Raw genomic sequence first — 23,354 nt, 5'->3', positions numbered from 1 at the left:
GACCGAGGGAGACAACGTGGGCTTCGTCGCCGACGCGGCACTGATTCATGACGACCTGGTCGCTCTGCGACGGCGGATCCATCAGCACCCCGAGCGCGGGCGGGACCTGCCGCAGACGCAGGCGGCCGTCCTGGAGGCGCTGGACGGGCTGCCGCTGGAGATCACCACCGGTGCGGGCCTCAGCTCCGTCGTCGCCGTGCTCCGGGGGGACCTCCATGGGCCGACGGTGCTGCTGCGCGGTGACATGGACGGCCTGCCCGTTCTGGAGGACTCGGGCGAGCCGTTCGCCTCGACCACCGGCACCATGCACGCCTGCGGGCACGACCTCCACGTGGCCGGCCTGGTCGGCGCCGCCCGGCTGCTCAGCGCCCGGAAGGCCGAGCTGGCGGGCAACGTCGTCTTCATGTTCCAGCCCGCCGAGGAAGGCCCGGGCGGCGCGCTGCCCATGATCGAGGAGGGCGTCCTGGAAGCGGCCGGCACGCCCGTCGACGCCGCGTTCGGCATCCACGTCACCGGCCTGGAGGACAAGGGCCTCTTCTTCACCAAGCCCGGCACCTCCATGGCCGGCGCGAACATCCTGCGCGTGACCGTCCACGGCAAGGGCGGCCACGGCTCGTCCCCGTGGATGTCGGTCGACCCGGTACCGGTCGCCGCCGAGATCGTGGGCGCGCTGCAGTCGTACGTGACGCGACGGCACAGCGTGTTCGACCCGGTGGTCGTCACCGTCGGCCGGCTGCACGCCGGGACCGCGTTCAACGTCATCCCGTCCACAGCCGAGATCGACGCGTCCGTGCGCACCCTCTCGCGGGAGACGTTCGAACAGGTATCGGTCGAGCTCCCGCAGCTCGTCCAGAACATCGCCGCCGCGCACGGCTGCACCGCCGACGCCGACTTCCAGCAGCTCTACCCCGTGACCGTCAACGACCCCGAGATGTGGGACCACGCCAAGGGGGTGCTCGCCGGCCTGTACGGCGCGGACCGCGTGGCCGAGCGGCCCGACCCGATCATGGGCTCCGAGGACTTCTCCTACGTGCTCGAACGCGTACCCGGCTGCTTCATCTTCCTCGGCGCCCGCCCGGACGACGTGCCCGCCGAGGGCGCGCCGTCGAACCACTCGGCCAAGGTCCGGTTCGACGACTCCGTGCTCGGCGAGCAGGCCGCGGCGCTCGCCGAGCTGGCCGTCGCGACCATGGCGAAGCTGTCCGTCCCGCCGACGGCGGAGGCCGTCGCCGTCTGACCTCGGCCCCGTGACGGGGACACCAGGAAACCAGGACCACGAAAGAAGGTACGACGTGACACGTTCGACGATCCGGGCCGGGGCCGGGAGGCTCGCGCCCGCGACTGCGCTCAGGCCCGTGCTCACCGGCGTTCTCGCGACCGGGACTGTGCTCGCGCTGGCCGCGTGCGGCGGCGGCTTCTCCGAGGGGCAGGCGGACGACGGCGGGACCGCGGCAGGTGGCGGGGCCGCCGGGGAGACCCTGATCATCGGGAACATCAACCCGGTCGCCAGCTTCAACCCGATCAACCAGACGGACGTCGCCGGCCAGTGGGCCAACGAGTTCGTCCTCGACTCCCTGCTCGACCAGCCGAAACCGCTCGAGTTCACCCCGGAGCTGGCCACCTCGATCGACACCGAGGACAACCAGACCTACACGGTCAACCTCGACCCCTCCGCTACCTGGTCCGACGGCGAGCCCGTCACGGCGGACGACGTCGCGTTCACGCTGAACCTCATCGCCAACCCGGAGTCCATCACGGCGCTGGGCACCAGCATCTCGTCGCTCGACGGCGTCGACCCCGTCACGGGCAAGCTGCCCGAGGGGGAGACCGAGATCCCCGGCGTGACCGTCGTCGACGAGCAGACCGTCGAGCTGAAGACCGCGCAGCCGGTGGACCCGAACTACATCAGCGAGATCATCGGCACCCGCCTGTTCATCCTCCCGGCGCACCACCTGAAGGACATCGCGCCCGCCGACTTCGGGGAGAGCGACTTCGCCCAGCTCCCGGACGTCACCTCGGGCCCGTACACGTATCTGAACTACACCAAGGACGTGTCCATCGAGTTCGCGGCCCGCGACGACTACTACGAGGGGACGCCGAAGATCCCGAGCGTCGCGGTCCGCATCATGCCTGCGGCGAACCTGGTGGGCGACCTGCAGACCGGGGCGATCCACATGAACTCCGGCGGCGGGATCGGCAACATCCCGGTCCAGGACCTGGCCACCGTCAAGGGCCTGGACAACGTCACCACCAACGTCTACGAGACCCTCGGCGTGCAGTTCATCGAGTTCAACACCGAGACCGTGCCCGACGTCGAGGTGCGCAGCGCGATGGCCCACGCCATCAACCGCGAGCAGATAGTCGACCAGCTGCTGCAGGGCGAAGGGCAGATCGTCGACGGCCCGTACACGAGCCAGAGCCCGTACCTCGACACCGACCAGAAGACGCTCGCCTACGACCCCGACCTGTCGCGCGAGCTCCTCGAGGACACCGACTTCGACGAGGAGACCACGCTCCGCTTCGTCGTCCCGACGGGCAACGCGATCCGGGAGCAGTCCGCGGACATCATCCTGGAGAACCTCAAGGCGGTCGGCTTCAAGGTCGAGCAGACGAACGTGGACTTCCCGACCCTGCTGACCATGGCGGGGGAGGGCGACTACGACATGCTCCTGATCGGCAACACGTTCAACATCGACCCCGACGTGACGTTCATGTACGGCTCGCAGGGCTCCAGCAACTACACGGGATACTCCAGCGAGCGGGCGGACGCGCTCCTGGCCAAGGGCAAGAGCGAGCCGGACACGGATGCCCGCGCGGAGATCTACGACGAGCTCCAGGCCATCTGGCAGGAGGACCTGCCGCAGCTCGGGCTCTACTCCGACAACGTGGCATCCGTCGTGAGCAACGAGGTGACCGTGGGCGGGGCGAAGCCGTTCTGGCGCGGCTCGCTCGCCGACCTGCCGCAGTGGTCGTTCGGCGAGATGTAATCGGCCTGGCTGGGGCAGCGTGCCGCGTCGTTCGATGTCTTGCGAACATCGAACGACGCGGCGCGGCGTCATGCGGAACGCCGAACACTCCGGTTGGGCTCGAGTCCTGAGCCCCGGGGTAATCGTCAAGGCCTCCGGCGAACGGGAGCGACGACCTCGACAAGGTGGTCAAACGGCTTGAAGTCGTCGATGTTGGCAGTCATCACTGCGGCGCCGTGCCGATGTGCCTGGGCGGCGATGAGGGCATCCTTGCTGCGGATCTTTGCGCCACTGGCTCGTGCGCCAGCCGCAACGATGCCGTAGGAACGAGTCGACTCGATGTCGAGTTCGACCCAGGCGAACCGCTGGTCGAGGTGGTTGATCCGACGGGTGCGCTCGGCGGCGTCATGCGGGTTCTTGGCCGCGTGGATGCCGAACTCGAGATCGGCTCTGGACAGGATGCTGGCGCCGTATTCCTCGTCTGAGTCGAACTCGTACAGGTCAAGGTCGATGAGGATGTTCGTGTCGAGCAGGATCACGCTCGCTCCCAGGGGTCGGTGACCTCATCGGCCATTGCGCTCTCGACGTCCGCGCGCCAGTCGGCGGCGTTGCGCGGGCTCATCGGCGGGATGTCCGCGAGGTTGCCTCCCGGAACCCAGCGGCGGGGAGAAGGGTGGTCGGGAACGATTCGCACGCCGGTCGGGCGGCCGTAGTTCGTGATCTCGTACTCGTCGCCGGTGTCCAGGACGTGCTGGATCACCGTGTGTGGGTTCTGCTTCAGCTCGCGGGTGCCAACGGTTCTCATGGCTCTATCGTAAGACGAGTGTAGACGCGCGTCTACACTCGCCCGTGGACCTAGCCAGTCTTACGCCCTACCGTCTCCGCATGCCTGCTTCACTTCCTGCCAGAGAGCCGGTCCTGCCCGAACCCGTCTTCGTCGACCTCGACATCGACGACGGCGGCGCGCGCGTCGCCACCTATGTGCTCGAGCCGACGGACCGGGCGCCGGTCGCCGACGTCGTGCTGTGTCATGGCACCCCGTGGTCGGTGCACGTGTGGGCGCCGGTGGCGCGTGCGCTGAGCCGGGACTACCGCGTGTTCCTGTGGGACATGCCGGGGTACGGCGCCTCGCCGAAGGAGGCGGGGCGCGCGGTCGACCTTGTCGCCCAGTGCGAGCGGTTCGCGGCGCTGCTGCGGCACTGGTCGCTGGACCGGCCCCACGTCGTGGCGCACGACATCGGGGGAGTCGTGGCGCTGGGCGCCCACCTCCTGGAGGACGCCGACTTCGCGAGCCTGTTCCTGCTCGACATCGTGATGCTGGACCCCTGGGGGTCGCCGTTCTTCCGCCTCGTGGCCGAGAACGAGTCAGTCTTCGCGGCGGTGCCCGGGCCCTTGCACGCCGCCCTGGTCAGGGAGTACATCGCCGGCGCCGCGAACCACGGCCTGCCCGCCGACGTCGTCGAGGCGCTCGCCGAGCCCTGGCTCGACCAGGTCGGGCAGGCCGCGTTCTACCGGCAGATCGCCCAGCTCTCGCCCGACCACACCAGGCCGATCGTGGCCCGGCTCGGCGAGGTACGCTGCCCGGTCCGCGTCGGCTGGGCCACGAACGACCCGTGGATCCCGTTCGAGCAGGCCGCGCGGCTGGGCGCGGCGCTCCCGGGCGAGCCGGAGGTCGTCGCGTTCCCGGGGCGGGGCCACCTCGTCCCCCTGGAGGACGCCGCCGCCGTCGGCCAGGCCGTGCGCCACTGGCTCGACGCCGGCCATCGGCAGTAGCACGCAGCGGATTCCAAGTGTGCTTCTGGCCAGCGACCGGGCCCAGAACTCACGCGAGCTTCGGGCGCGATCGCTGGGTAGAAGCGCACTTCTGCGAGACGTGGGGATGTCGGGAATGGGGTGGCGGCTGGCTCGGCGGCGGGCGTAGCGTTTGCCGTGGCAGACGTGAGGCGTGACGAACCTCGGCCCGGTTGACCGGGTAAGCGTCCTGCCCGCGCGTGCGGCGTACCGACGAGAGGCCGGGTCTCCCGGCAAAGGAGTGGTGGCACCGCGATTTGGCCCCCGCCCGCTCCTCCAGGGCTTTCGCTCTCTGGAGGACTGATGAGACCACCTTTGCCATCCCCGAGCACGACCCCGAGCGCTATGCCGAGCACGAGCGCTACCCCGAGCGCGATCGGGAACGCCCTCGCCGGTACCCCGGCCCGCACCCTCGCGCGCGACCTGTCCGCCGTCCCAGCGGGGTCGGTCGTGCGCCTGCAGGGCTGGGTGCACCGCCGTCGCGAGCTGGCGACCGTGACGTTCCTGGTGCTGCGCGACCGCACCGGCCTCGCCCAGGTGGTGGTGCGCTCCGGCGTCGGGCAGGAGGCGCCGGCCGGAGCGACACCGGTGCGGGTACCGCCCGAGGAGACCACCGTCGAAGTGACCGGCACGGTCACCGCGAACCCGCAGGCGCCCGGCGGTGTCGAGGTCACCGGGCCCGTGATCACACCGCTCACCGAAGACGCCGAGACGCCGCCCGTCGAGCTGTGGCGGCCGGCCCTGACGGCCGCGCTGCCCACGGTGCTCGACCACGCCGCCGTCGCCTGGCGGCACCCCGCGCAGAAGGCACGCTGGGAGGTCGCGGCGGCGAGCCTGCGCGGCTTCCGCGCGACGCTGGACGCGGCGGGCTTCACCGAGGTCTGCACGCCCAAGCTGGTGGGCACGGCTACCGAGTCGGGGGCGAACGTGTTCCCCGTCGACTACTTCGGCCGGCCCGCCTACCTCGCGCAGTCGCCGCAGTTCTACAAGCAGCAGCTGGTCGGCGTCTTCGAGCGGGTCTACGAGGTGGGGCCGGTGTTCCGGGCCGAGCCGCACGACACGGTGCGGCACCTCGCGGAGTACCGCTCGCTCGACGTCGAGCTCGGGTTCGTGCGCGACCACCACGACGTGCTGGCGGTGCTGCGCGAGGTGGTCGCCGGGATGGCGGACGCCGTCCGCGGCTCGGGAGCCGCCGAGCGGCTCGGCATCGAGGTGCCCGACGTGCCGCGCGAGATCCCGGTGCTGCACTTCGCCGACGCCCTGGAGCTGGTCGGCGCACCCTCCGACGAGCCCGACCTGGCACCCGAGCACGAGCGGGCGCTGGGGGAGTGGGCGCTGGCCGAGCACGGGTCGGACTTCGTCGCGATCGAGGGCTACCCCATGGCCAAGCGGCCCTTCTACACACATCCGGAGCCGGGCTCCGGGCTGGGTTCGGCGCCGGGCTCCGGATCGGGCTCGATCACGGGCGGCGAGCGGTGGAGCAACAGCTTCGACCTGCTGTTCCGCGGCCTCGAGCTGGTCACCGGCGGGCAGCGCCTGCACCGGTACGCCGACTACGTGGCGGCGATCGAGGCGCGGGGCGAGGACCCGGCGTCGTACGCGTCGTACCTGGAGGCGTTCCGGCACGGGATGCCGCCGCACGGCGGGTTCGCGATCGGGCTGGAGCGGTGGGTGGCGCGCCTCGTGGGGGCGGCCAACGTCCGCGAGGTGACGCCGTTCCCGAGGGACCTGCACCGCCTGACGCCGTAGCGCCGCGCCGTGCCATCCCGCCGACGGTTCTGAGCCGAGCCCGCTACCCTCTGGTGCGTGAGCGAGCGCACACTGGCTGGGGACCGGTATGTCTTGAGCGAGCCGCCCATCGGCGTCGGCGGGATGGGTACGGTCTGGAAGGCGTACGACACGGTGCTGCATCGCGATGTGGCCGTGAAGGAGCTGCGAGTCCCGCACGGGTTGAGCCCGGAGGAACGCGACGCGCTGCGGGCACGGGCGATGCGGGAGGCACGGGCCGCCGCCGGGCTGGATCACCCGGGCATCGTCACGATCCACGACGTGGTCGACGAGGGCGGCCTGCCGTGGATCGTGATGCGCCTGCTGCCGGGCAGGTCGCTCGACCTGGCGGTGCGTGCTGACGGGCCGTTGAGCTCGCGTGGCGCGGCCGAGCTGGGCCTGCGGCTGCTCGACGCGCTGGTCGCCGCGCACGCGGGGGGCGTGCTGCATCGGGACGTCAAGCCCCAGAACGTCATGCGCGACGGCGGTGGCAACTGGATGCTGACCGACTTCGGCATCGCCTCCGTTGCCGGGGCCACTCGCACCCTCACCGGCACCGGCCTGGTCACCGGCACGCTCGGCTACGTCGCACCGGAGCGGCTCTCCGGCGCCACGCCCGGCGCCGCGGCGGACCTGTGGTCGCTCGGCGCGACGCTCTACTTCGCGGTCCAGGGCCGACACGCGTACGACCATGACGACCTGCCCGCGATGATCGCCGCTGTCCTGACCCGCGACCCCGAGCCCGCGGACGGGGCAGGGCCGCTCGCCACCGTCATCGCCGGCCTGATGGAGCGGGACCCGGACGTGCGTATGTCGGCCGAGACGGCACGGGAGCACCTGCTCGCCGCCGCCGAAGGACGCACCGTGGATGAGGCAGCGACCGAACGGCTCGGAGTCCCGGGTATCGGAGTCTCGGGCAGGCCGACCGAGAAGCTCGGCAGGCCCACCAAGGTGCTGCCGGCGGAGCCACCGCGGGACAGCGGCGCTGGGAGCGACGAGGGCGTCCAGGTACCCGAGCCGCGCCCAGGAGAGGGACCGGGCTCTGCCCGGCGCAGCCGCGCGCTGCCCGCGCTGGCCTGGCTGCTGGCGGCAATGAACTGGGCGCTCGGGGCGCTCGTGGGCCTCGTCATCTACTCATCGGGGGACGGAATGCCGATCTGGATAGCCGTGGCGCTGGCCGGCGCGCTCGCGGTGGGCGGAGGGCTCGGCGCCTGGCTGCTGGCACCTCCGCTCGCACGGCGGCACGGCTTGCCCGCGGCCCTGACCGGGACCGCGCTGTTCACGGGCGGATTGTTCGTCAGTGCGGGTGTGCTGGTCGTGGCCGGCCTGCCCGGGGCGTTGGCCGCAGTCCCTCTGATCGCAGCCTTCGTGCCGTTCGGGGCGTTCCACCAGCTGGCTCGTCTGACGCGGCGGCGGATCGTCTCGATCGAGCTGCTCGGCCGGGTGACTGCCGTCCATCGGGCGACAGGATTCGCCGCGATCGTGTTCGGCACTGGGCTCGGGTACATGTTGGTCGTGCAGGTGTACGGGGACGACCCTGCCCGCTACATTCCCGGCGCCACCATGACCGCTGGCATCCTCGTCATCGTGGCCAGCCTGCTGGTGGCGCCTGCCCTGCACGATGTATCGACCCATGACCCCGTTCCGGATGCCCTGACCGGAAGCTGAGCTCGCTTGCCCCGGACCCTGACTTCGGACCCTGGGCACCAGTACCCGTTCCGTGTGTCAGTGGTCACCGCTAACTTGTGGCGCGCGCTGCTGATCGCGGCGCGTCACAGGGGCGAGCTGTGCCCTCGTGACCTACGGCCAGGTGAGGGACGAGATGCTGCAGGAACTGGTGGACCGGGTCAAGGGCGGCGACGTGGCACCGCGGGCGGTGCGGGAAGCGCTGGCGCCGCTGAAGCTGCTGGGCGCCGGCCTCTACGAGGACGCGGTCGGGTACGTGCTGCAGGGCACGACGCCGGAGGTGCTCACCAGCCTGCAGGCGTCCCGGACCCACGACGTCGACATCCTGCTCGGCTCCCCGGGCCGGCTCTACGAGCAGTGGGTGTCGCCCGACCTGGCCAAGCAGGTCACGGCGGTGCACAAGGGGTGGAGCCTGCAGTCCGGCCTCGCGGCGCGCGGCCGTGCCTACGCGACGGCCGACGTCGCGACCCTCGCCCGGCTGGGGCGGCTGCTGGCGCAGGCCGGCGACGCTGCCGAGCTCCCCGCCGAGGCCGCCGAGGTGCCGGAATGGTTCTTCGTCCTCGTCTACGACGGCGCCCGGAGGACGACGTCGAACGGGCGCCACACCGGGCGGCCCGCGAACGGCGTCGCCGACCGGCTGACGCCGGCGTTCCTGGCGCAGGTCGCGATCGAGGGCGGTGTGCCCGACGCCGACGCCGCGCGCACCGTGCTCACGACCATCCTGTACCGCGGGGCCAACGAGCGGTCCTGGTACACGGACCCGCGCGAGGCCCTGGCCAAGCGCCCGGCGTTCAACGAGTACGTGTCCCAGCACGTGAGCACGCTCGCGGCCGTCACCACCGGGCTCGGCGCCCGCGGCAAGCAGGAGGTGCTGGACCGCATCGGGAAGCCCACGAGCGAGGCCGGCCTGGTCGAGATCGTGGCGACGCTCGCCGTCGACCAGGCGAAGGGCGTGCGGGCGATGGCCCTGCACCACCTCGCCGCGCTCGACGACGCCACGCAGGTCGCGCTGCTGACGCCGCACCTCGCCAAGGTCCCGACCGGGCGGCTGGGCGAGGCCGTGACGCGGCTGGTCGGCCTGGCGGGCGGGATCGGCGTGCTGGACGAGACGCTGGCCGCGCTCCGGGACGAGAACGGGAAGGTCGCGGCCGGGCAGAGCGCACGGGTGCGGCTCCTCGAGCAGACCGTCGAGCGGTCCCGCGCGCTGGAGGATCCCGCCATGGGTCCTGCGGCGGACGTCGCCATCGAGATACCGGGGTACGAGCCGCTGCCCGACCCGGTCGTGGAGCCCGGCTGGGCAGCGGACGCCCGCAAGCGGCTCGACGAGCAGATCGCCGGGGCACGGGAGCAGGCAGAGCGCGCGAAGCGCGGCGGCAACGCCAACAAGTACTGGGCCGATCGCGCGCAGCGCACCCTGAAGGACCTCCTGTCCATCACCGACGACGACCTGGCAGCAGTCCCGGCCCTCGTGACGGAGACCGCCCCCATCACGGCCCGGACGCGCCGTCGGTACGGCGTCCTCTTCCAGTGGCTCTCCGAGGGAATGCACACGTCGTTCGCCGACACCGGGCTCGCGCTGGCGATCCGGGTGTTCGCGCTGCGGGACGCCGACCTCCGGCACAACTTCCTGTGGAACCTGCGGACCCAGCTCGACCAGGTCACCGACCTGCGCCAGGTACGTGACGTGATGGTGCGTGTCGGGATCCCGAACGTCGACGAGCAGATCTGCAGCCTGGTGTTCCACACCTGGTGGGGAGCCAGCTCGCTGTCGCCGTCGGTCACCTGGCCCTACTTCGCCGAGCGCCTGGACGTCCTGGAGCGCTACCTCGGCAGGGAGGAGAAGTGGCGCCACGGGGCAGGCACCGCGCTGCGGCTCCTGCGGGAGTTCCCCGTCGTGCCGCCGGCCGTGCTGCCCCAGCTGACGGTGCTCGCCCTCGGGACCGGCAAGACCCACCGCCTCGCCGCCCAGGAGGTGCTGGAGGCGCATGTCGGGGCACGGTCCCTGGCCGAGCAGGCGCTCGCGGACCCCAAGGCCGAGGTGCGTTCGTCGGCCGCCGCATGGCTCGCGCGCATCGGCGACCAGGCTGCGGTGCCCGCCCTGCGTGCCGCCCTGAAGAAGGAGCGCCGGGAGGCCGCACGGGCCGCGCTGCTCGCGGCCCTGGAAGCGCTGGGCGACGACATCTCGGCCGAGCTCGCCCCCGAGACCCTGCAGGCCGAGGCCGCCAAGGGCCTCAAGAGCAAGCTGCCGGCGAGCCTCGACTGGTTCCCGTTCGACCAGCTGCCCGAGGTGCGCTGGGCCGCTGGCGACGCCGACGCCGACGCCGACGGTGAGCGGGGCGCCGTCGTGCCGCGGGACGTCGTCCGCTGGTGGGCCGTGCTGGCCACCAAGCTGAAGGACCCCAGCGGCGAGGGCCTGATCGCCCGGTACATCGGGCTCCTTGACCCGGCCTCCCGGGCCGCGCTCGGCTCGTTCGTGCTGCGTGCCTGGGTGGCGCAGGACACCCGCCATCCCGCCGTCGAACGGTCCCGGGACTATGCCGACCAGTACGCGCAGGCCCACTGGACCAGCATGCAGGCCTCGATCAAGAAGTACCCCGAGTACTACGCCGGCCAGGCCGGGCAGACCGTCGAGGACTTCTGGAAGCGGCTCTACCAGCAGGACCAGGCCACCTACCTCGGGTCGGCCACACAGGAGAAGGGGCTCCTCGCGCTGACGGTCGGGATGCCCGGGGCCGAGCTCGCCTCGACCGCCCAGCACTACTTCGCGGCACACAAGGGCCGCCGGGCGCAGGCCGAGTACCTGGTCCGGGCGCTCGCCGCGAACGGGGACCGGGCAGCGGTGCAGCAGCTGCTCGCCGTGTCGCGCCGCTTCAAGCAGCGCAGCGTCCAGGAGACCGCGTCCGCGCTCGCGCAGGACATCGCGGACCGCAACGGCTGGGACGCGGACCAGCTCGCCGACCGCACGGTCCAGACCGCCGGGTTCGACGACGACGGCATCCTGCGGCTGGAGCTCGGCTCGCCCGCTACGACGTCGGCCTCGACGTCGGCCCCGACGTCCGCCACGACGCGCACCGTCGGCGGCGCGGGCGACCGGGTGGTCACCGGACGCATCACCGAAACGTTCACGCTGGAGCTGCGCAACGCGGCGGGCAAGGTCGTCAAGGCCCTGCCGGCCAAGCGCGCGTCTGACGACGACGAGGTGTACGCCGAGGCGAAGCGGCAGCTCAAGGAGTCGCGCGCCGAGCTGAAGGCCGTCGTGACGCTGCAGACCCAGCGCTTCGCCGAGGCCATGGTCACGGGCCGGACCTGGAGCGTCGCGGACTGGCGCGAGTTCGTGCTCGGGCACCCGCTGATGTCGCGCCTCGCAGCGCGCCTCGTGTGGGCCGCCGACCTGCCCGGCGAGGGCGGCCCGGCCGTGACCTTCCGTCCCGGCGACGGCGGCGCGCTGATCGGCGTCGACGACGAGGACGTCACCCTCCCGGACGACGCGCGGGTCTCGCTGGTGCACGCCGCCACCCTCGGGGACGACGCCGAGTCGGGCGCGCCGGCCTGGCGCGGTCACCTCGCCGACTACGAGGTCACGCCGCTGTTCGACCAGGGGCTGGGCGCCGAGGAGCCGGGGGCGCAGGCGAGTGTGCTGCCGGAGGTGGCCGACGCCGCCACCGCGATCGAGACCCGCAAGGGCTGGCTCAGCGACTCGTTCACGATCCGCGGCCGGGCCACGAAGCTCGGGTACACGCGGTCGCAGGCCGAGGACGCCGGCTGGTTCAGCGCGTACTGCAAGGAGTACCCGACGCTCGGCATCACCGTCGAGATGGAGTTCACCGGCGCGTTCCTGCCCGAGGAGAACATCACGGCCGCCATGCGGGAGCTCGTGTTCCGCCGGACCGGCACGTGGGGCCAACGGGGCCGGCTCGCGATCAAGGACGTACCGAGGGTGCTGCTCGCGGTGTCCTACCGGGACTACGTGGCCGTGGCCGACGGCGGGGACTTCGACGCGGACTGGGAGAAGAAGAGCCAGTACTGAGCCGGCGGGCGACGGCGGACGACGGCGCCGGCAGACGAGGGACGTCTGGCGGACGACGGCGCGGCCGACGAGTGCGAGGGCCGACGACGCTGCGACGGCTGACGGCAGTGTGACCGCCGACCACGGTGCGACGGCGGCGCTCCGCGCGAGCGCGACACGAGAACGCGACACGAGAGCGCGACACGAGAGCGCGACACCGCCATACGAGATGACGATGTGAAGAGGCGAGCAGACGAGATGGTGCAGGACACGCAGGACACGCAGGACACGCAGGACATGCCGGGTACGAAGCTGGGAGCAGAGGCTGAAGCGCGAGCGGGAGTGGCAGACGCGCTGGAGTCGGCGTACGTCGACGCCCTGGCCCCGCTGAAGATCCGCAGCGAGGAGCTGTTCGAGCAGGCGGTCGGGTTCGTGCGGGACGGTACGACGCCTGAACTGCCGGCCACGCTGGGCAAGGTCAGGACCCGGGACGTAGACCGGCTGATGAACAAGCCTGCCGATCGGCCGTTCGAGGCCAAGGTGGGCAGGAACCTGGTCGACCAGGTCACGGCCGTGCACCCCGGCTGGGACGTGCGGGCCGGCATAGCGGCGCGCAGGACGATCTACGAGACGGCGCCGGTGGCCGCCGTCGTGCGACTGGGCCGGCTGCTCACTGCGGTGGTCGGCGAGCAGGTGCCGCCCGAGGACGCGCCCCAATGGCTCTGCCTGCTGATGTACGACGGGCTGACCTCCTGGGATGCCGGCGAGCGCTGGACGGCCGAGCTCCTTGTCGACCTCGCTCGCGAGGGCGGCATTCCCGATCGCGAGGCCGCGCCGCTGGTGGTGCGCATCCTCCTGGAGCAGGTCTCCTCCAGGACCGACACTTTGCGCGCGGCACTCGTGGCGTACGCGGACGTGCTTCCTCAGGTGCTGGAGTCCCTCAGCACCTGGGGGACGAGGAAGTTCGTCGAGCGCGCGGAGCGTGACCTGCCGCAGCACGGCGAGCTGGTCGCGGTGCTCGCCGTCGATGCCCGGGAGCAGGTGCGGTCCGCCGCGCGTGACCACCTGGCGAGCCTCGACGGTGCGGAGGAGGCGCGGCTGCTCGCGCCGCACCTGACCACCGCCCCGCTCGACCGGGTCGGCGGGCTCCTGGCCCGCATCTCCTTGCTTCCGGGCGGGCTGGACGCGGTTCGCGAGGCGCACGAGGCAGTGGACGGTGTCCGGGGGCAGACGGTCCGGGCGCGGTCGCTGCGCCAGACGCTCGAGCGGGCGGAGGCGCTGCTTGCCGAGGACGGTGCCAACGAGGTGCAGGTGAAGGTCCCTCCGTTCGAGCCCGAGCCTGATCGGATGGTCGGCGACGACTTCGTCGCCGCTGCCCGCGCGCTCCTCGACAACCTGATCGAGATGGCCGCCGAGCGGGTGCAGACGGCCGCTGCCGACTGGCAGGTCCGCAACGCGAACGACGAGCTGGTGTATCTGCGGACGATCACGGACACGGACCTGCGGGCCGCCGTTCGGCTGATGAACGACGACACGTACCGGGTCGGCGTGCGGGCGGACGGACAGGACGGGCGACCGACCCAGGCCTCGGCGAGCTGGCTCGTGCGGCAGGCCGTGCGGCTGCCGGCGACGACGCTGGTGGCCCGGATGCGGCTGCTGCTCGCCTACCACGGCAACCCGAAGCAGGCGACCTGGTGGCTGGACACGGCGGCACCCGAGCTCGGCGACCTGAGGGCCCTGGAGGAGGCGTTCGCCCGGTGCGGGGTGGCCGACTCCGAGCCGCTGGTCGACGACCTCGTCTTCGAGCAGAACCAGGAGCTCGGCTGGCCGGCGGCGTCGGACGTCTGGCCCTACTTCGCGGAGCACCCCGACCTGCTCGTGGCCCGTCTGACCCCGGCCGACGACGACACCAGGTGGGACGTCGCCTTCGATCATGTGCTGGGCATCCTGCGGGAGTTCCCGGTGGCACCGACCGCCGTCCTCCCGCGCCTGGGAGAGCTCGCCCTGAGCGGGGGAAAGGTACGCCGGGCGGCGGCGCAGGAGATCCTGGGGTCCCACCCGGGTGCGCGGCGCCTGGCCGAGCAAGGGCTGGGTGAGAAGAAGGCCGAGATCCGAGCGTCGGCGGCGACCTGGCTGGCCCGGATCGGCGACCCGGCGGCGGCGCCGGCGTTGCGCGCGCTGCTGACCAAGGAGCGCTCGGAGGCGGTGCGGGCCGCGCTGCTGTCGGCGCTCGAGGCGCTGGGTGACGACATCTCGGCCGACGTCGCGCCGGAGGTGCTGCTCGCCGAGGCCACCAAGGGCCTCGCGGGGCAGGTTCCGTACGAGCTCGAGCGTTGGTTCCCGCTGGGCCAGCTGCCCCAGGTGCGGTGGGCGGACGGCGTCGGTGGTGCGGACAGTGTCGGTGGTGCGGACAGTGTCGGTGGTGCGGACAGTGTCGGTGGTGCGGACAGTGTGGGCGGTGCGGGCGGCGTCGACGGTGCGGGGGACCAGGACGCCGTCGGACAGCGTGACGTGCCGCCGGAGGTGCTGCGCTGGTGGGTGGTCCTGGCCTTCAAGCTGAAGGACCCGAGCGGCGAGGGCCTGTTCGCCCGGTACCTCTCGATGCTGGATCCGGCGTCGCGGAGCGAGCTCGGATCGTTCGTGCTGAGCGCGTGGATCGCGCGGGACACGATCCACCCCTCGGCCGAGGAGTCGAGGGCACACGCGGACTCCCGCGCACAGGACCGGTACGACACCTACCAGCGGATGGTGCAGCAGTACCCGGGCTATTACGGGGACTACCAGGCCCTGGTGGACATGTCGGTCGAGGAGCACTACAACGCGCTGTACCGGGAGCACCAGGCGCAGTACCTCACCTCGGCGGTGAAGGAGAAGGGCCTGCTCGCCCTCACGGTCGGCATGCCGGGCCGCGACCTCGCCCGGACCGCCCAGCACTACTTCGCGACCAACAAGGGCCGCCGCGCGCAGGCCGAGGCGCTCGTGCGCGCGCTGGCCGCGAACGGGGAGCAGGCAGCGGTGCAGGTGCTGCTGTCGGTGTCGCGCCGGTTCAAGCAGCGCAGCGTCCAGGAGGTCGCGGCCGGGCTCGCGCAGGACCTCGCCGACCAGCGCGGCTGGACCGCCGACCAGCTCGCCGACCGCACGGTGCCCACGGCCGGGTTCGACGACGACGGCGTGCTGCGCCTCGATCTCGGCTCGTCCGACGGCGCGGCGTCGCCCGAGGAGGACCGGGTGTTCACGGGGCGGGTCACGGAGAAGTTCACGCTGGAGCTGCGCAATCCGGAGGGCAAGGTCGTCAAGGCGCTGCCGGCCAAGCGCTCCTCGGACGGTGACGCCTACGGCGAGGCCAAGAAGCAGCTTGCGGCGAGCCGCAAGGAGCTGAAGACCGTGATCGCGGCGCAGACGCAGCGGCTCGTGGAGGGCATGTGTTCCGGCCGTACGTGGGGCGCGGACGAGTGGCGCGAGTTCGTGCTGGGTCACCCGCTGATGTCGCGGCTCGCGGCGCGCCTGGTGTGGGTGGCCACGCTCCCCGACGCCGGCCGGGTCGCCTTCCGGCCCGGCGACGGCGGCGCGCTGATCGGCGTCGACGACAAGGACGTCGCCCTGCCCGAGGGGGCCGAGGTCGCCGTCGCGCACGCCGTGCTGCTGCCCGACGCACCGGAGTGGCGCGGGCACCTGGCCGACTACGAGATCACGCTGCTGTTCGACCAGGGTCTCGGGGCGGACGCCGTCGTGCCGCCGGAGCTCGCGGCGGGCGCGACCGAGATCGCGGACCACAGGGGGTGGCTGTCCGACTCGTTCGCGATCCGCGGCCGGGCGGGCAAGCGGGGCTTCAGGCGAACTGATTCCACCGACAACGGGTGGTTCGAGGCCTACGTCAAGGAGTACCCGAGCCTCGGCGTCGTCGTCGAGATCGGGTTCACGGGCTCGACCCTGCCCGAGGAGAACATCCCCGCGGCGGTCACCAACCTCACCTTCCGGCGCGCCGGAAGGTCGGCGCCGGTTCCGGTCGCGGACCTGCCGGCCGTGCTGGTGGCGGTGTCCTACCAGGACTACGCGACCGTGGCCGCGGCGGGGCAGCTCGACCCCGACTGGGAGAAGAAGAGCCGGTACTGAGTCGGCTGGTGCCGGCCGACGACGAGGCAGCACAGGTACAGCCCAGAGACGGCACAGAGCCACACAGAGACAACGCAGCGACGAGACAACGCAGCGACGAGACAACGCAGCACGCAGGGGGAGCAGACGAGATGACGCAGGGGACGCAGGACGTAGCGGGTCACCAGGCAGCGCGGGCGAAGGTCGTCCGCCAGACGCTGGACCGGGCCGAGCTGCTGCTCGCCGAGGACGTGGTGATCGAGGCGCCGCCGTTCCAGCCTGCTTCGGAGTTCGTGCTCGGCGACGACTTCGTGGCCGGTGCCCGCGCGCTGCTGGACAAGCAGCGGGACAAGGCCGCCGCGAGGGTGAGCAGGCTGGAGGCGAACGGCGACTTCGAGTCCTGGCTGGCCGAGCGGGCCCAGCAGGATCTGACCCGGCTGTCCTCGATCACGGACTCCGAGCTAGGCGCAGCGGTCCGCCTGATGAACGGCGACGTCGGTGTCCAGGTAGGCGGCGGGGACGGGCTGCTGCCCTGGGGCGTGGTCAGCTGGTGCCGGCAGAACATCGAGTCACTGCCGACCACGGCACTTACGCATCGGGCGCGGCTGTACCTCTCGGCGGCCGGGACCGCCGAGGCGGTGACGCTGCTCGCCCGGTGGCCGGAGTCCGCTCGCGGGTTCGACGACCTGCGGGTCCTGGAGGAGGTCCTCGCCCGGTGCGGCGGGGAGGGCCCCGAGCAGGCCGTCGACGAGTTCGTCTTCGGGCTCCAGGACGACGAGGCCGCCTGGCCCGCGGCCGCGGTCTGGCCGTTCTACGCGGAGCGCGTCCACCTTCTCGTACCGCGCCTGAACCGGCCGAAGGACGCCTTTCCCCAGGCGGATCGGTTCTTCCATCGTGCCGCGGCGATCCTGCGGGCCTTTCCGGTGATGCCGGCCGCTGCGCTCGCGCCGCTGGCGCAGCTCGCGATCACCGGCGGAAAGGTGGACCGGTACGTGGCGCAGAGAACGCTGGACTCCCACCCCGGCGCGCGGCGCCTGGCCGAGCACGGCCTGGGGGAGAACCGAGCGGAGATCCGGCTGTCGGCGGTGGCCTGGCTGGCGCGGATCGGTGATCCGGCGGCGATACCTGCCCTGCGCGCGGCGCTGAAGAAGGAGCGCGGCGAGCCGGCGCGGGCCGCGCTGCTCTCCGCCCTGGAGTCGCTGGGCGACGACCTCTCGGCCCACCTCGCGCCGGAGATCCTGCTGGCGGAGGCGGCCAGGGGACTCAAGCGCCCGGTGCCGGCGGCCCTGGAATGGTTCCCGCTGGACCAGCTCCCGCAGGCGTGGTGGGCCGACGGCGCCGGCGAGCCGGACGCCGTCGGGCAGCGTGCGGTGCCGCCGGAGGTGCTGCGCTGGTGGGTGGTGCTGGCCCACAAGCTGAAGGACCCCAGCGGTGAGGGCCTGCTCGCCCGGTACGTGTCGCTGCTGGACCCGGCGTCCCGGGCCGAGCTCGGGTCGTTCGTGCTGAGCGCGTGGGTCGCGCAGGACACGCGGCACCCCGAGCCGGCCGAGTCGAAGGCGTACGCGGACGCCAACGCGCAGCTCGAGTACGACCACCTCCAGGAGAACCCCGACTGGTACGAGCGGAAAGCGCCGGGGCTCTTCGCGGCGTCGGTCGAGGAGCACTACAACCGGCTGTACCGACGGCACCAGGCCCAGTACCTCGGTTCGGCGACCAAGGACAAGGGCCTGCTCGCCCTCACCGTTGGCATGCCGGGCAGTGACCTCGCCGCGGCGGCGCGGCACTACTTCACGGCGCACAAGGGGCGGCGGGCCCAGGCGGAGTCCCTGGTCCGGGCGCTGGCCGCGAACGGGGACCGGGCCGCGGTGCAGGTGTTGCTGTCGGTGGCCCGGCGGTTCAAGCCCGTCGCCGTCCAGCAGGTCGCCGCGGACCTGGTGCAGGAGGTGGCCGAACGGCGCGGCTGGACCGCCGACCAGCTCGCCGACCGCGCGGTGCCGACCGCTGGGTTCGACGACGACGGCGTGCTGCGCCTGGACCTCGGCTCGTCCGGCGGCGGGGCGTCGTCCGACGAGGACCGGGTGTTCACGGGGCGGGTCACGGAGAAGTTCACGCTGGAGCTGCGCGACCCGGCGGGCAAGGTCGTCAAGGCGCTCCCGGCCCAGCGGGAGCGGGACGACGCCGAGGCCTACGCCGAGGCGAAGAAGCAGCTGGCCGCGAGCCGCAAGGAGCTCAAGGCGGTGATCACGCTGCAGACCCAGCGGTTCGCCGAGGCCATGGCGACGGGCCGCCGGTGGCCCGTGGAGGAGTGGCGCGAGTTCGTGCTGGGACATCCGCTGATGTCGCGCCTCGCGGCGCGCCTGCTGTGGGTGGCGACACTGCCCGACGGCGGCTCGGCCGGCCTCACCGCGACTCCGGGCGCCCTCTCGGGATCAAGCGCTGTCGCCTTCCGGCCGGGCGACGGCGGGGCGCTGATCGGCGTCGACGACGGCGACGTCGTGCTGCCCGAGGGTGCCGAGATCGCCGTCGCGCACGCCGTCCTGCTGGCGGGCGCTGGGCCAGACGCTCGAACGGAGGCTCAGGCGTGGCGTGAGCACCTGGCCGACTACTCGGTCAGCGGGCTCTTCGACCAGGGCCTGGCGTCCGACGTCGTCGTGCCCGGGATCGAGGCGGGCGCGACCGGGATCGCGGACCACGAGGGGTGGCTGTCGGACTCGTTCGCGATCCGCGGGCGGGCGACCAAGCTCGGGTACACGGAGGACGTGGACGACCTGTGGGTCCACTCGTACGTCAAGGAGTACGCGAGCCTGGGCGTCGTCGTCGAGATCGGGTTCACGGGCTCGCCGTACATGCCCAGGGAGAAGGTCACGGCAGCCGTCACCGAGCTCACGTTCCGGCGGGCGGGGCGGCCGGGGTCGGTCCCGCTCGCGGACCTGCCCGCGGTCCTCCTGGCGGTGTCGTACCAGGACTACGTGGCCGTGGCGCGAGCGGGGCAGTTCGACCCGGACTGGGAGAAGAAGAGCCAGTACTGAGCCAGTACTGAGCCAGTACTGAGCCAGTACTGAGGTGGTGGGCGGGTGTCGCGGTCACTGTCAGTGGCCCCCGCTACGTTGATGCCGCGCCGCGAGAAGCGGCGTGGTCGAGCCGTCAGGGGCGACTCTGACCTGGGACGAGACGAAGAGGCAATACGGTGCAGCAGGTGCAGGGCGCAGCAGCAGGGGCAGACCAGGACGACAAGCTGTCCACGGCATATCAGGACGCGTTGGCGCCGCTGAAGGCGATCCGGCCGGACATGTTCGAGCAGGCGCTCGGGTACGTGCGGAGCGGGACGGCGCCGGAGGTGCTGACGGCCCTGGACGCGGCGCCGACCCACGACGTGAACGGGCTGATGGCCGAGCCGAGCGTCGTGAGCTTCGCGTATCACCGGGTCGGCAGGAGCCTGGTGGACCGGGTCAGGACCGCGCGTCCGGGCTGGACCATCCACAACGGTGTGCGGGCGCGGATGAAGGTGCACACCACGGCGCCGGCCGCCGTCGTCGCACGGCTGGGGCGCGTGCTCGCCACCGTCGGCGAGGTGGAGCGGGTCGCAGCAGGGGCACCCGAGTGGCTGACCGCGCTCGTCAACGACGTCGCGAGCAGCCGGGAAGAGAATTCTCGCGCGGTGCGCCAGGAGCTGTTCGCGCGCTGGACCCCGGAGTTCCTGACGAAGGTTGCGCGTGAGGGCGGGGTGGCCAAGGCCGAGGTCGTGCCCGCGGTCCTGACCGCGCTGCTGCACAGGGACGCCGTCGGGTCGGCCTCGGACCTGGAACGGCTCACGGAGCTGGTGACCTCCGAGGCGATGGCTGCGTTCCTCGCGGAGCACGCGAACGTGCTGCCGGAGGTCGCGGAGACGCTCGCCGCACCGGGTAAGGCGGCGCTCCTCGGGGCCGTCAAGCGGAACCTGGCGCCGCACGCCGAGCTGGTCGCGTCGCTCGCCGTCGACCCGGCCAAGAACGTGCGGGCCGAGGCGACGACGCTGCTGGCGACGCTGGAGTACGACGAGCAGCTTCGCCTGCTCGCGCCACACCTGAGCACCGCCGTACCCAGCCGGCTCGGCGAGGCGCTGGGACAGCTCGCCCGGGTGCCGGGCGGGCTGGACGCCATCCGGGCTGCGCTCGCCGCAGTGGGGGATGCTCGCGGTCAGGCCGCGCGGGTGAAGGCGCTGCAGAAGACGCTCGATCGGGCCGAAGCCCTGGTGGGTGAGTCGGGGACCGAGACCGTGATCCAGGTGCCGCCGTTCGAGCTGCCGAAGGAGTTCGTGCTCGGTGACGACTACGTGGCCGGCGCTCTTGAGCTCCTGGGCCGGGAACGGGAGAAGGCCGCCGAGAAGGTCCGCGAGGTGGTGGCGGACGGACACCAGCCCTGGGTCATCGACGAGGCGAAGAACCGCCTGGCCAACGTGCCCGCGCTCACCGAGGAGGACCTGCGTGCGGTGGTCCGCCTGATGAACGGGGAGACGTACCGTGCCGGTGTGCTCGCCGACGGCGAGGAGGGGCGGCCGTCGGAGGCGGCGGCGCAGTGGTGCCTGTGGCACCGGAGCTTCCTGCCCGCCACGGCGCCCGCGCACCGGTTGCGGCTGTGGTTCGCACGCGGGCGGCGCGACGTGGCGCCGCTGGCCGGGGAGTTCCTGCCTGACCTGCGCGACCTGCGGGCGGTGGAGGAGCTCTTCGTCCAGTTCGGGGTGGACGACCCGGGCTCCGCTGTGGACCAGTTCGTCTTCCGGGACGTCTGGTACGGCGAGCGGGGCCAGGTCGACCTGATGTGGCCCTATTACGCGGAGCGCATCGACCTCCTCGTGCCGCACCTGACGCCGCGCGAGAGTGACGACGACTCCGAAGCCTTCTCGCGCGCGCTCAAGATAGTGGCGGCGTTCCCGGTGGCGCCCTCCGCCGCGCTGCCGCAGCTGTCGAGCCTCGCCCTCGGCGAGGACAAGAAGTACCGGCAGACCGCGCAGGACGTGCTGTCCACCAACCTCGGCGTGCGCGGCCTGGCCGAGCAGGGCCTCGCCGACGGCAAGGCGGGCATCCGTATCTCGGCAGCGGCGTGGCTCACGCGGATCGGTGACGCGGCGGCGGTGCCCGCGCTGCGCGCGGCGCTGAAGAAGGAGCGCCAGGAGGCGGGGCGGGCCGCGCTGCTGTCCGCGCTGAAGGCGCTGGGCGACGACATCTCGGCGGACCTGGCACCCGAGGTGCTGCTCGCCGAGGCGACCAAGGGGCTCAAGAAGCCGGTCCCGGCGAACCTGGACTGGTTCCCCTTCGGCCGGCTGCCGCAGCTGCGCTGGGCCGACGGCGCGGCCGGGCCGGAGAGTCTCGTGCCGTCTGAGGTGCTGCGCTGGTGGGTGGTCCTGGCCTGCAAGCTGAAGGAACCGAGCGGGGACGGCCTGTTCGCCCTGTACCTGTCCCGGCTGGACGAGGCGTCCCGGGCCGAGCTCGGGTCGTTCGTGCTGAGCGCCTGGATCGCGCAGGACACGATCCACCCGCCGGTCGAGCAGTCGAAAGCGCATGCGGAGAGCGGGGCGCAGCACCGGTACGACGAGTACCAGCGGATGGTGCAGCAGTACCCGGGGTACTACGAGGCCCTGGCGGCGATGTCGGTCGAGGACCACTACCGGGTCCTGTACCAGCGTCACCAGGCGGAGTACCTCGGCTCGGCCGTGAAGGAGAAGGGGCTGCTCGCACTGACCGTAGGGATGCCGGGCAGCGATCTGGCTGAGGCCGCGCAGCACTACTTCAAGGCCAACAAGACCCGGCGCGCCCAGGCCGAGGCACTGGTGCGGGCGCTGGCCGCGAACGGCGACCGAGCGGCGGTGCAGCTGCTGCTCGCGGTCTCCCGCCGGTTCCGGATGTACACCGTCCAGGAGGTCGCCACCGCCCTTGCCAAGGACCTCGCCGACCGGCGCGGCTGGGACGCCGACCAGCTCGCGGACCGCACCGTCCAGACCGCCGGGTTCGACGACGACGGCATCCTGCGCCTCGACCTCGGCTCGTCCGACGGCGCGGCGTCCGACGATGTGGCGTCCGACGGCGTGGCGTCCGACGACCGCTTGTTCACGGGGCGCATCACGGAGAAGTTCACGCTGGAGCTGCGCAGCCCCGAGGGCAAGGTCGTCAAGGCCCTGCCGCCCAAGCGGGTGTCGGACGACGACGACGCGTACGCCGACGCGAAGAAGCAGCTGGCCGCGAGCCGCAAGGAGCTCAAGGCGGTGATCGCGCTGCAGACGCAGCGGTTCGCGGAGGCCATGTGCTCGGAGCGCACCTGGGGCGCCGACGAGTGGCGCGAGTTCGTGCTGGGTCACCCGCTGATGTCGCGCCTCGCGGCGCGCCTGGTCTGGGTGGCGACGCTGCCCGACGGCGCCTTGGCCGGCCCGCAGGTCGTTGCCTTCCGTCCCGGCGACGGCGGAGCGCTGATCGGCGTCGACGACACCGACGTCGTGCTGCCCGAGGACGCGACGGTCTCGGTCGCACACGCTGTCACCCTGCCGGCGGCTCGATCGGCTGCCCTGTCGAGTGCGCGGCCGGCTGCCCTGGCGGCGGACGCGCAGGAGGTGGCGGCGTGGCGCGGGCATCTCGCGGACTACGAGGTGAAGCCGCTGTTCGACCAGGGGCTCGGCGCCGACGCCGTCGTCCTGCCTGAGCTGGAGCCGGGGGCGAGGGAGATCGCGGACCACCAGGGCTGGCTGTCCGACTCGTTCTCGATCCGCGGCCGGGCGACCAAGCTCGGGTACCAGCGGGCCGCGGCCGAGGACGGCGGCTGGTTCGACGCCTACACCAAGGAGTACCCGGGCCTCGGGGTCACTGCCCACATCTGGTTCACCGGCGCGTCCCTGCCCGAGGAGAACATCCCCGCGGCGGTCACGGAGCTCACGTTCCAGAGCGCTGAGGGCTGGAACGACGGCCGGAAGATCGAGGACCTGCCGGCCGCGCTCGTCGCGGTGTCGTACCAGGAGTACGCGACGGTGGCGCGTGCAGGGGCGTTCGACTCCGAGTGGGCGAAGAAGACGAGGTACTGAG

11 protein-coding genes are annotated in these 23,354 nt (G+C 72.2%); 9 read left to right on the top strand and 2 right to left on the bottom strand.

The window, feature by feature from the left end; translation table 11 throughout:
* Positions 1-16 precede the first annotated feature (16 nt).
* Complete coding sequence (locus tag C8K30_RS15010; protein ID WP_108493713.1) at positions 17-1,237, top strand: M20 family metallopeptidase; 1,221 nt, start codon at positions 17-19, stop codon at positions 1,235-1,237.
* Between the two features lie 55 nt (positions 1,238-1,292).
* Positions 1,293-2,987, top strand: a complete 1,695-nt coding sequence (locus tag C8K30_RS15005) for an ABC transporter substrate-binding protein (RefSeq protein WP_199230502.1) — start codon at positions 1,293-1,295, stop codon at positions 2,985-2,987.
* Between the two features lie 125 nt (positions 2,988-3,112).
* Here C8K30_RS15005 and C8K30_RS15000 read toward each other — a convergent pair whose 3' ends face one another.
* Positions 3,113-3,505: a PIN domain-containing protein gene (locus C8K30_RS15000; RefSeq protein WP_108493712.1), complete on the bottom strand. Its 393-nt coding sequence runs from the start codon at positions 3,503-3,505 to the stop codon at positions 3,113-3,115.
* The gene (locus tag C8K30_RS14995; protein WP_108493711.1) at positions 3,502-3,771 is read right to left on the bottom strand and encodes a type II toxin-antitoxin system Phd/YefM family antitoxin; all 270 of its coding nucleotides are present in this window, start codon (positions 3,769-3,771) and stop codon (positions 3,502-3,504) included. Before C8K30_RS14995 ends, C8K30_RS15000 begins: the two co-directional genes overlap by 4 nt.
* Positions 3,772-3,851: 80 nt before the next feature.
* Here C8K30_RS14995 and C8K30_RS14990 point away from each other — a divergent pair, with 80 nt between their 5' ends.
* The 7 genes from C8K30_RS14990 (at position 3,852) to C8K30_RS14960 (ending at position 23,353) form a co-directional block, all read left to right on the top strand.
* Positions 3,852-4,739, top strand: a complete 888-nt coding sequence (locus C8K30_RS14990; RefSeq protein WP_108493710.1) for an alpha/beta fold hydrolase — start codon at positions 3,852-3,854, stop codon at positions 4,737-4,739.
* Positions 4,740-5,102: 363 nt separating this feature from the next.
* Positions 5,103-6,506 (top strand): aspartate--tRNA(Asn) ligase, encoded by a 1,404-nt coding sequence (gene aspS, locus C8K30_RS14985; protein WP_108493709.1) that lies wholly within the window; start codon positions 5,103-5,105, stop codon positions 6,504-6,506.
* Positions 6,507-6,563: 57 nt separating this feature from the next.
* Positions 6,564-8,192: a serine/threonine-protein kinase gene (locus C8K30_RS14980; RefSeq protein WP_146197492.1), complete on the top strand. Its 1,629-nt coding sequence runs from the start codon at positions 6,564-6,566 to the stop codon at positions 8,190-8,192.
* Positions 8,193-8,346: 154 nt separating this feature from the next.
* A complete protein-coding gene (locus C8K30_RS14975; RefSeq protein ID WP_146197491.1) occupies positions 8,347-12,237 on the top strand; it encodes a DUF4132 domain-containing protein in 3,891 nt (1,296 codons plus the stop codon).
* 216 nt (positions 12,238-12,453) lie between these two features.
* Positions 12,454-16,329 carry a DUF4132 domain-containing protein gene (locus C8K30_RS14970; protein WP_146197490.1) on the top strand — a complete coding sequence of 1,292 codons (3,876 nt, stop codon included), beginning with the start codon at positions 12,454-12,456 and terminating at the stop codon, positions 16,327-16,329.
* A gap of 131 nt (positions 16,330-16,460) precedes the next feature.
* On the top strand, positions 16,461-19,337 hold the full coding sequence (locus C8K30_RS14965; RefSeq protein ID WP_108493705.1) for a DUF4132 domain-containing protein: 2,877 nt from the start codon (positions 16,461-16,463) through the stop codon (positions 19,335-19,337).
* Positions 19,338-19,504: 167 nt separating this feature from the next.
* Positions 19,505-23,353, top strand: a complete 3,849-nt coding sequence (locus C8K30_RS14960; protein ID WP_146197489.1) for a DUF4132 domain-containing protein — start codon at positions 19,505-19,507, stop codon at positions 23,351-23,353.
* Position 23,354 lies beyond the last annotated feature (1 nt).

Source organism: Promicromonospora sp. AC04, assembly GCF_003058225.1.
In the GTDB taxonomy this organism is placed as follows: Bacteria; Actinomycetota; Actinomycetes; order Actinomycetales; family Cellulomonadaceae; genus Promicromonospora.
This window is presented reverse-complemented; position numbering and strand designations above follow the sequence as displayed.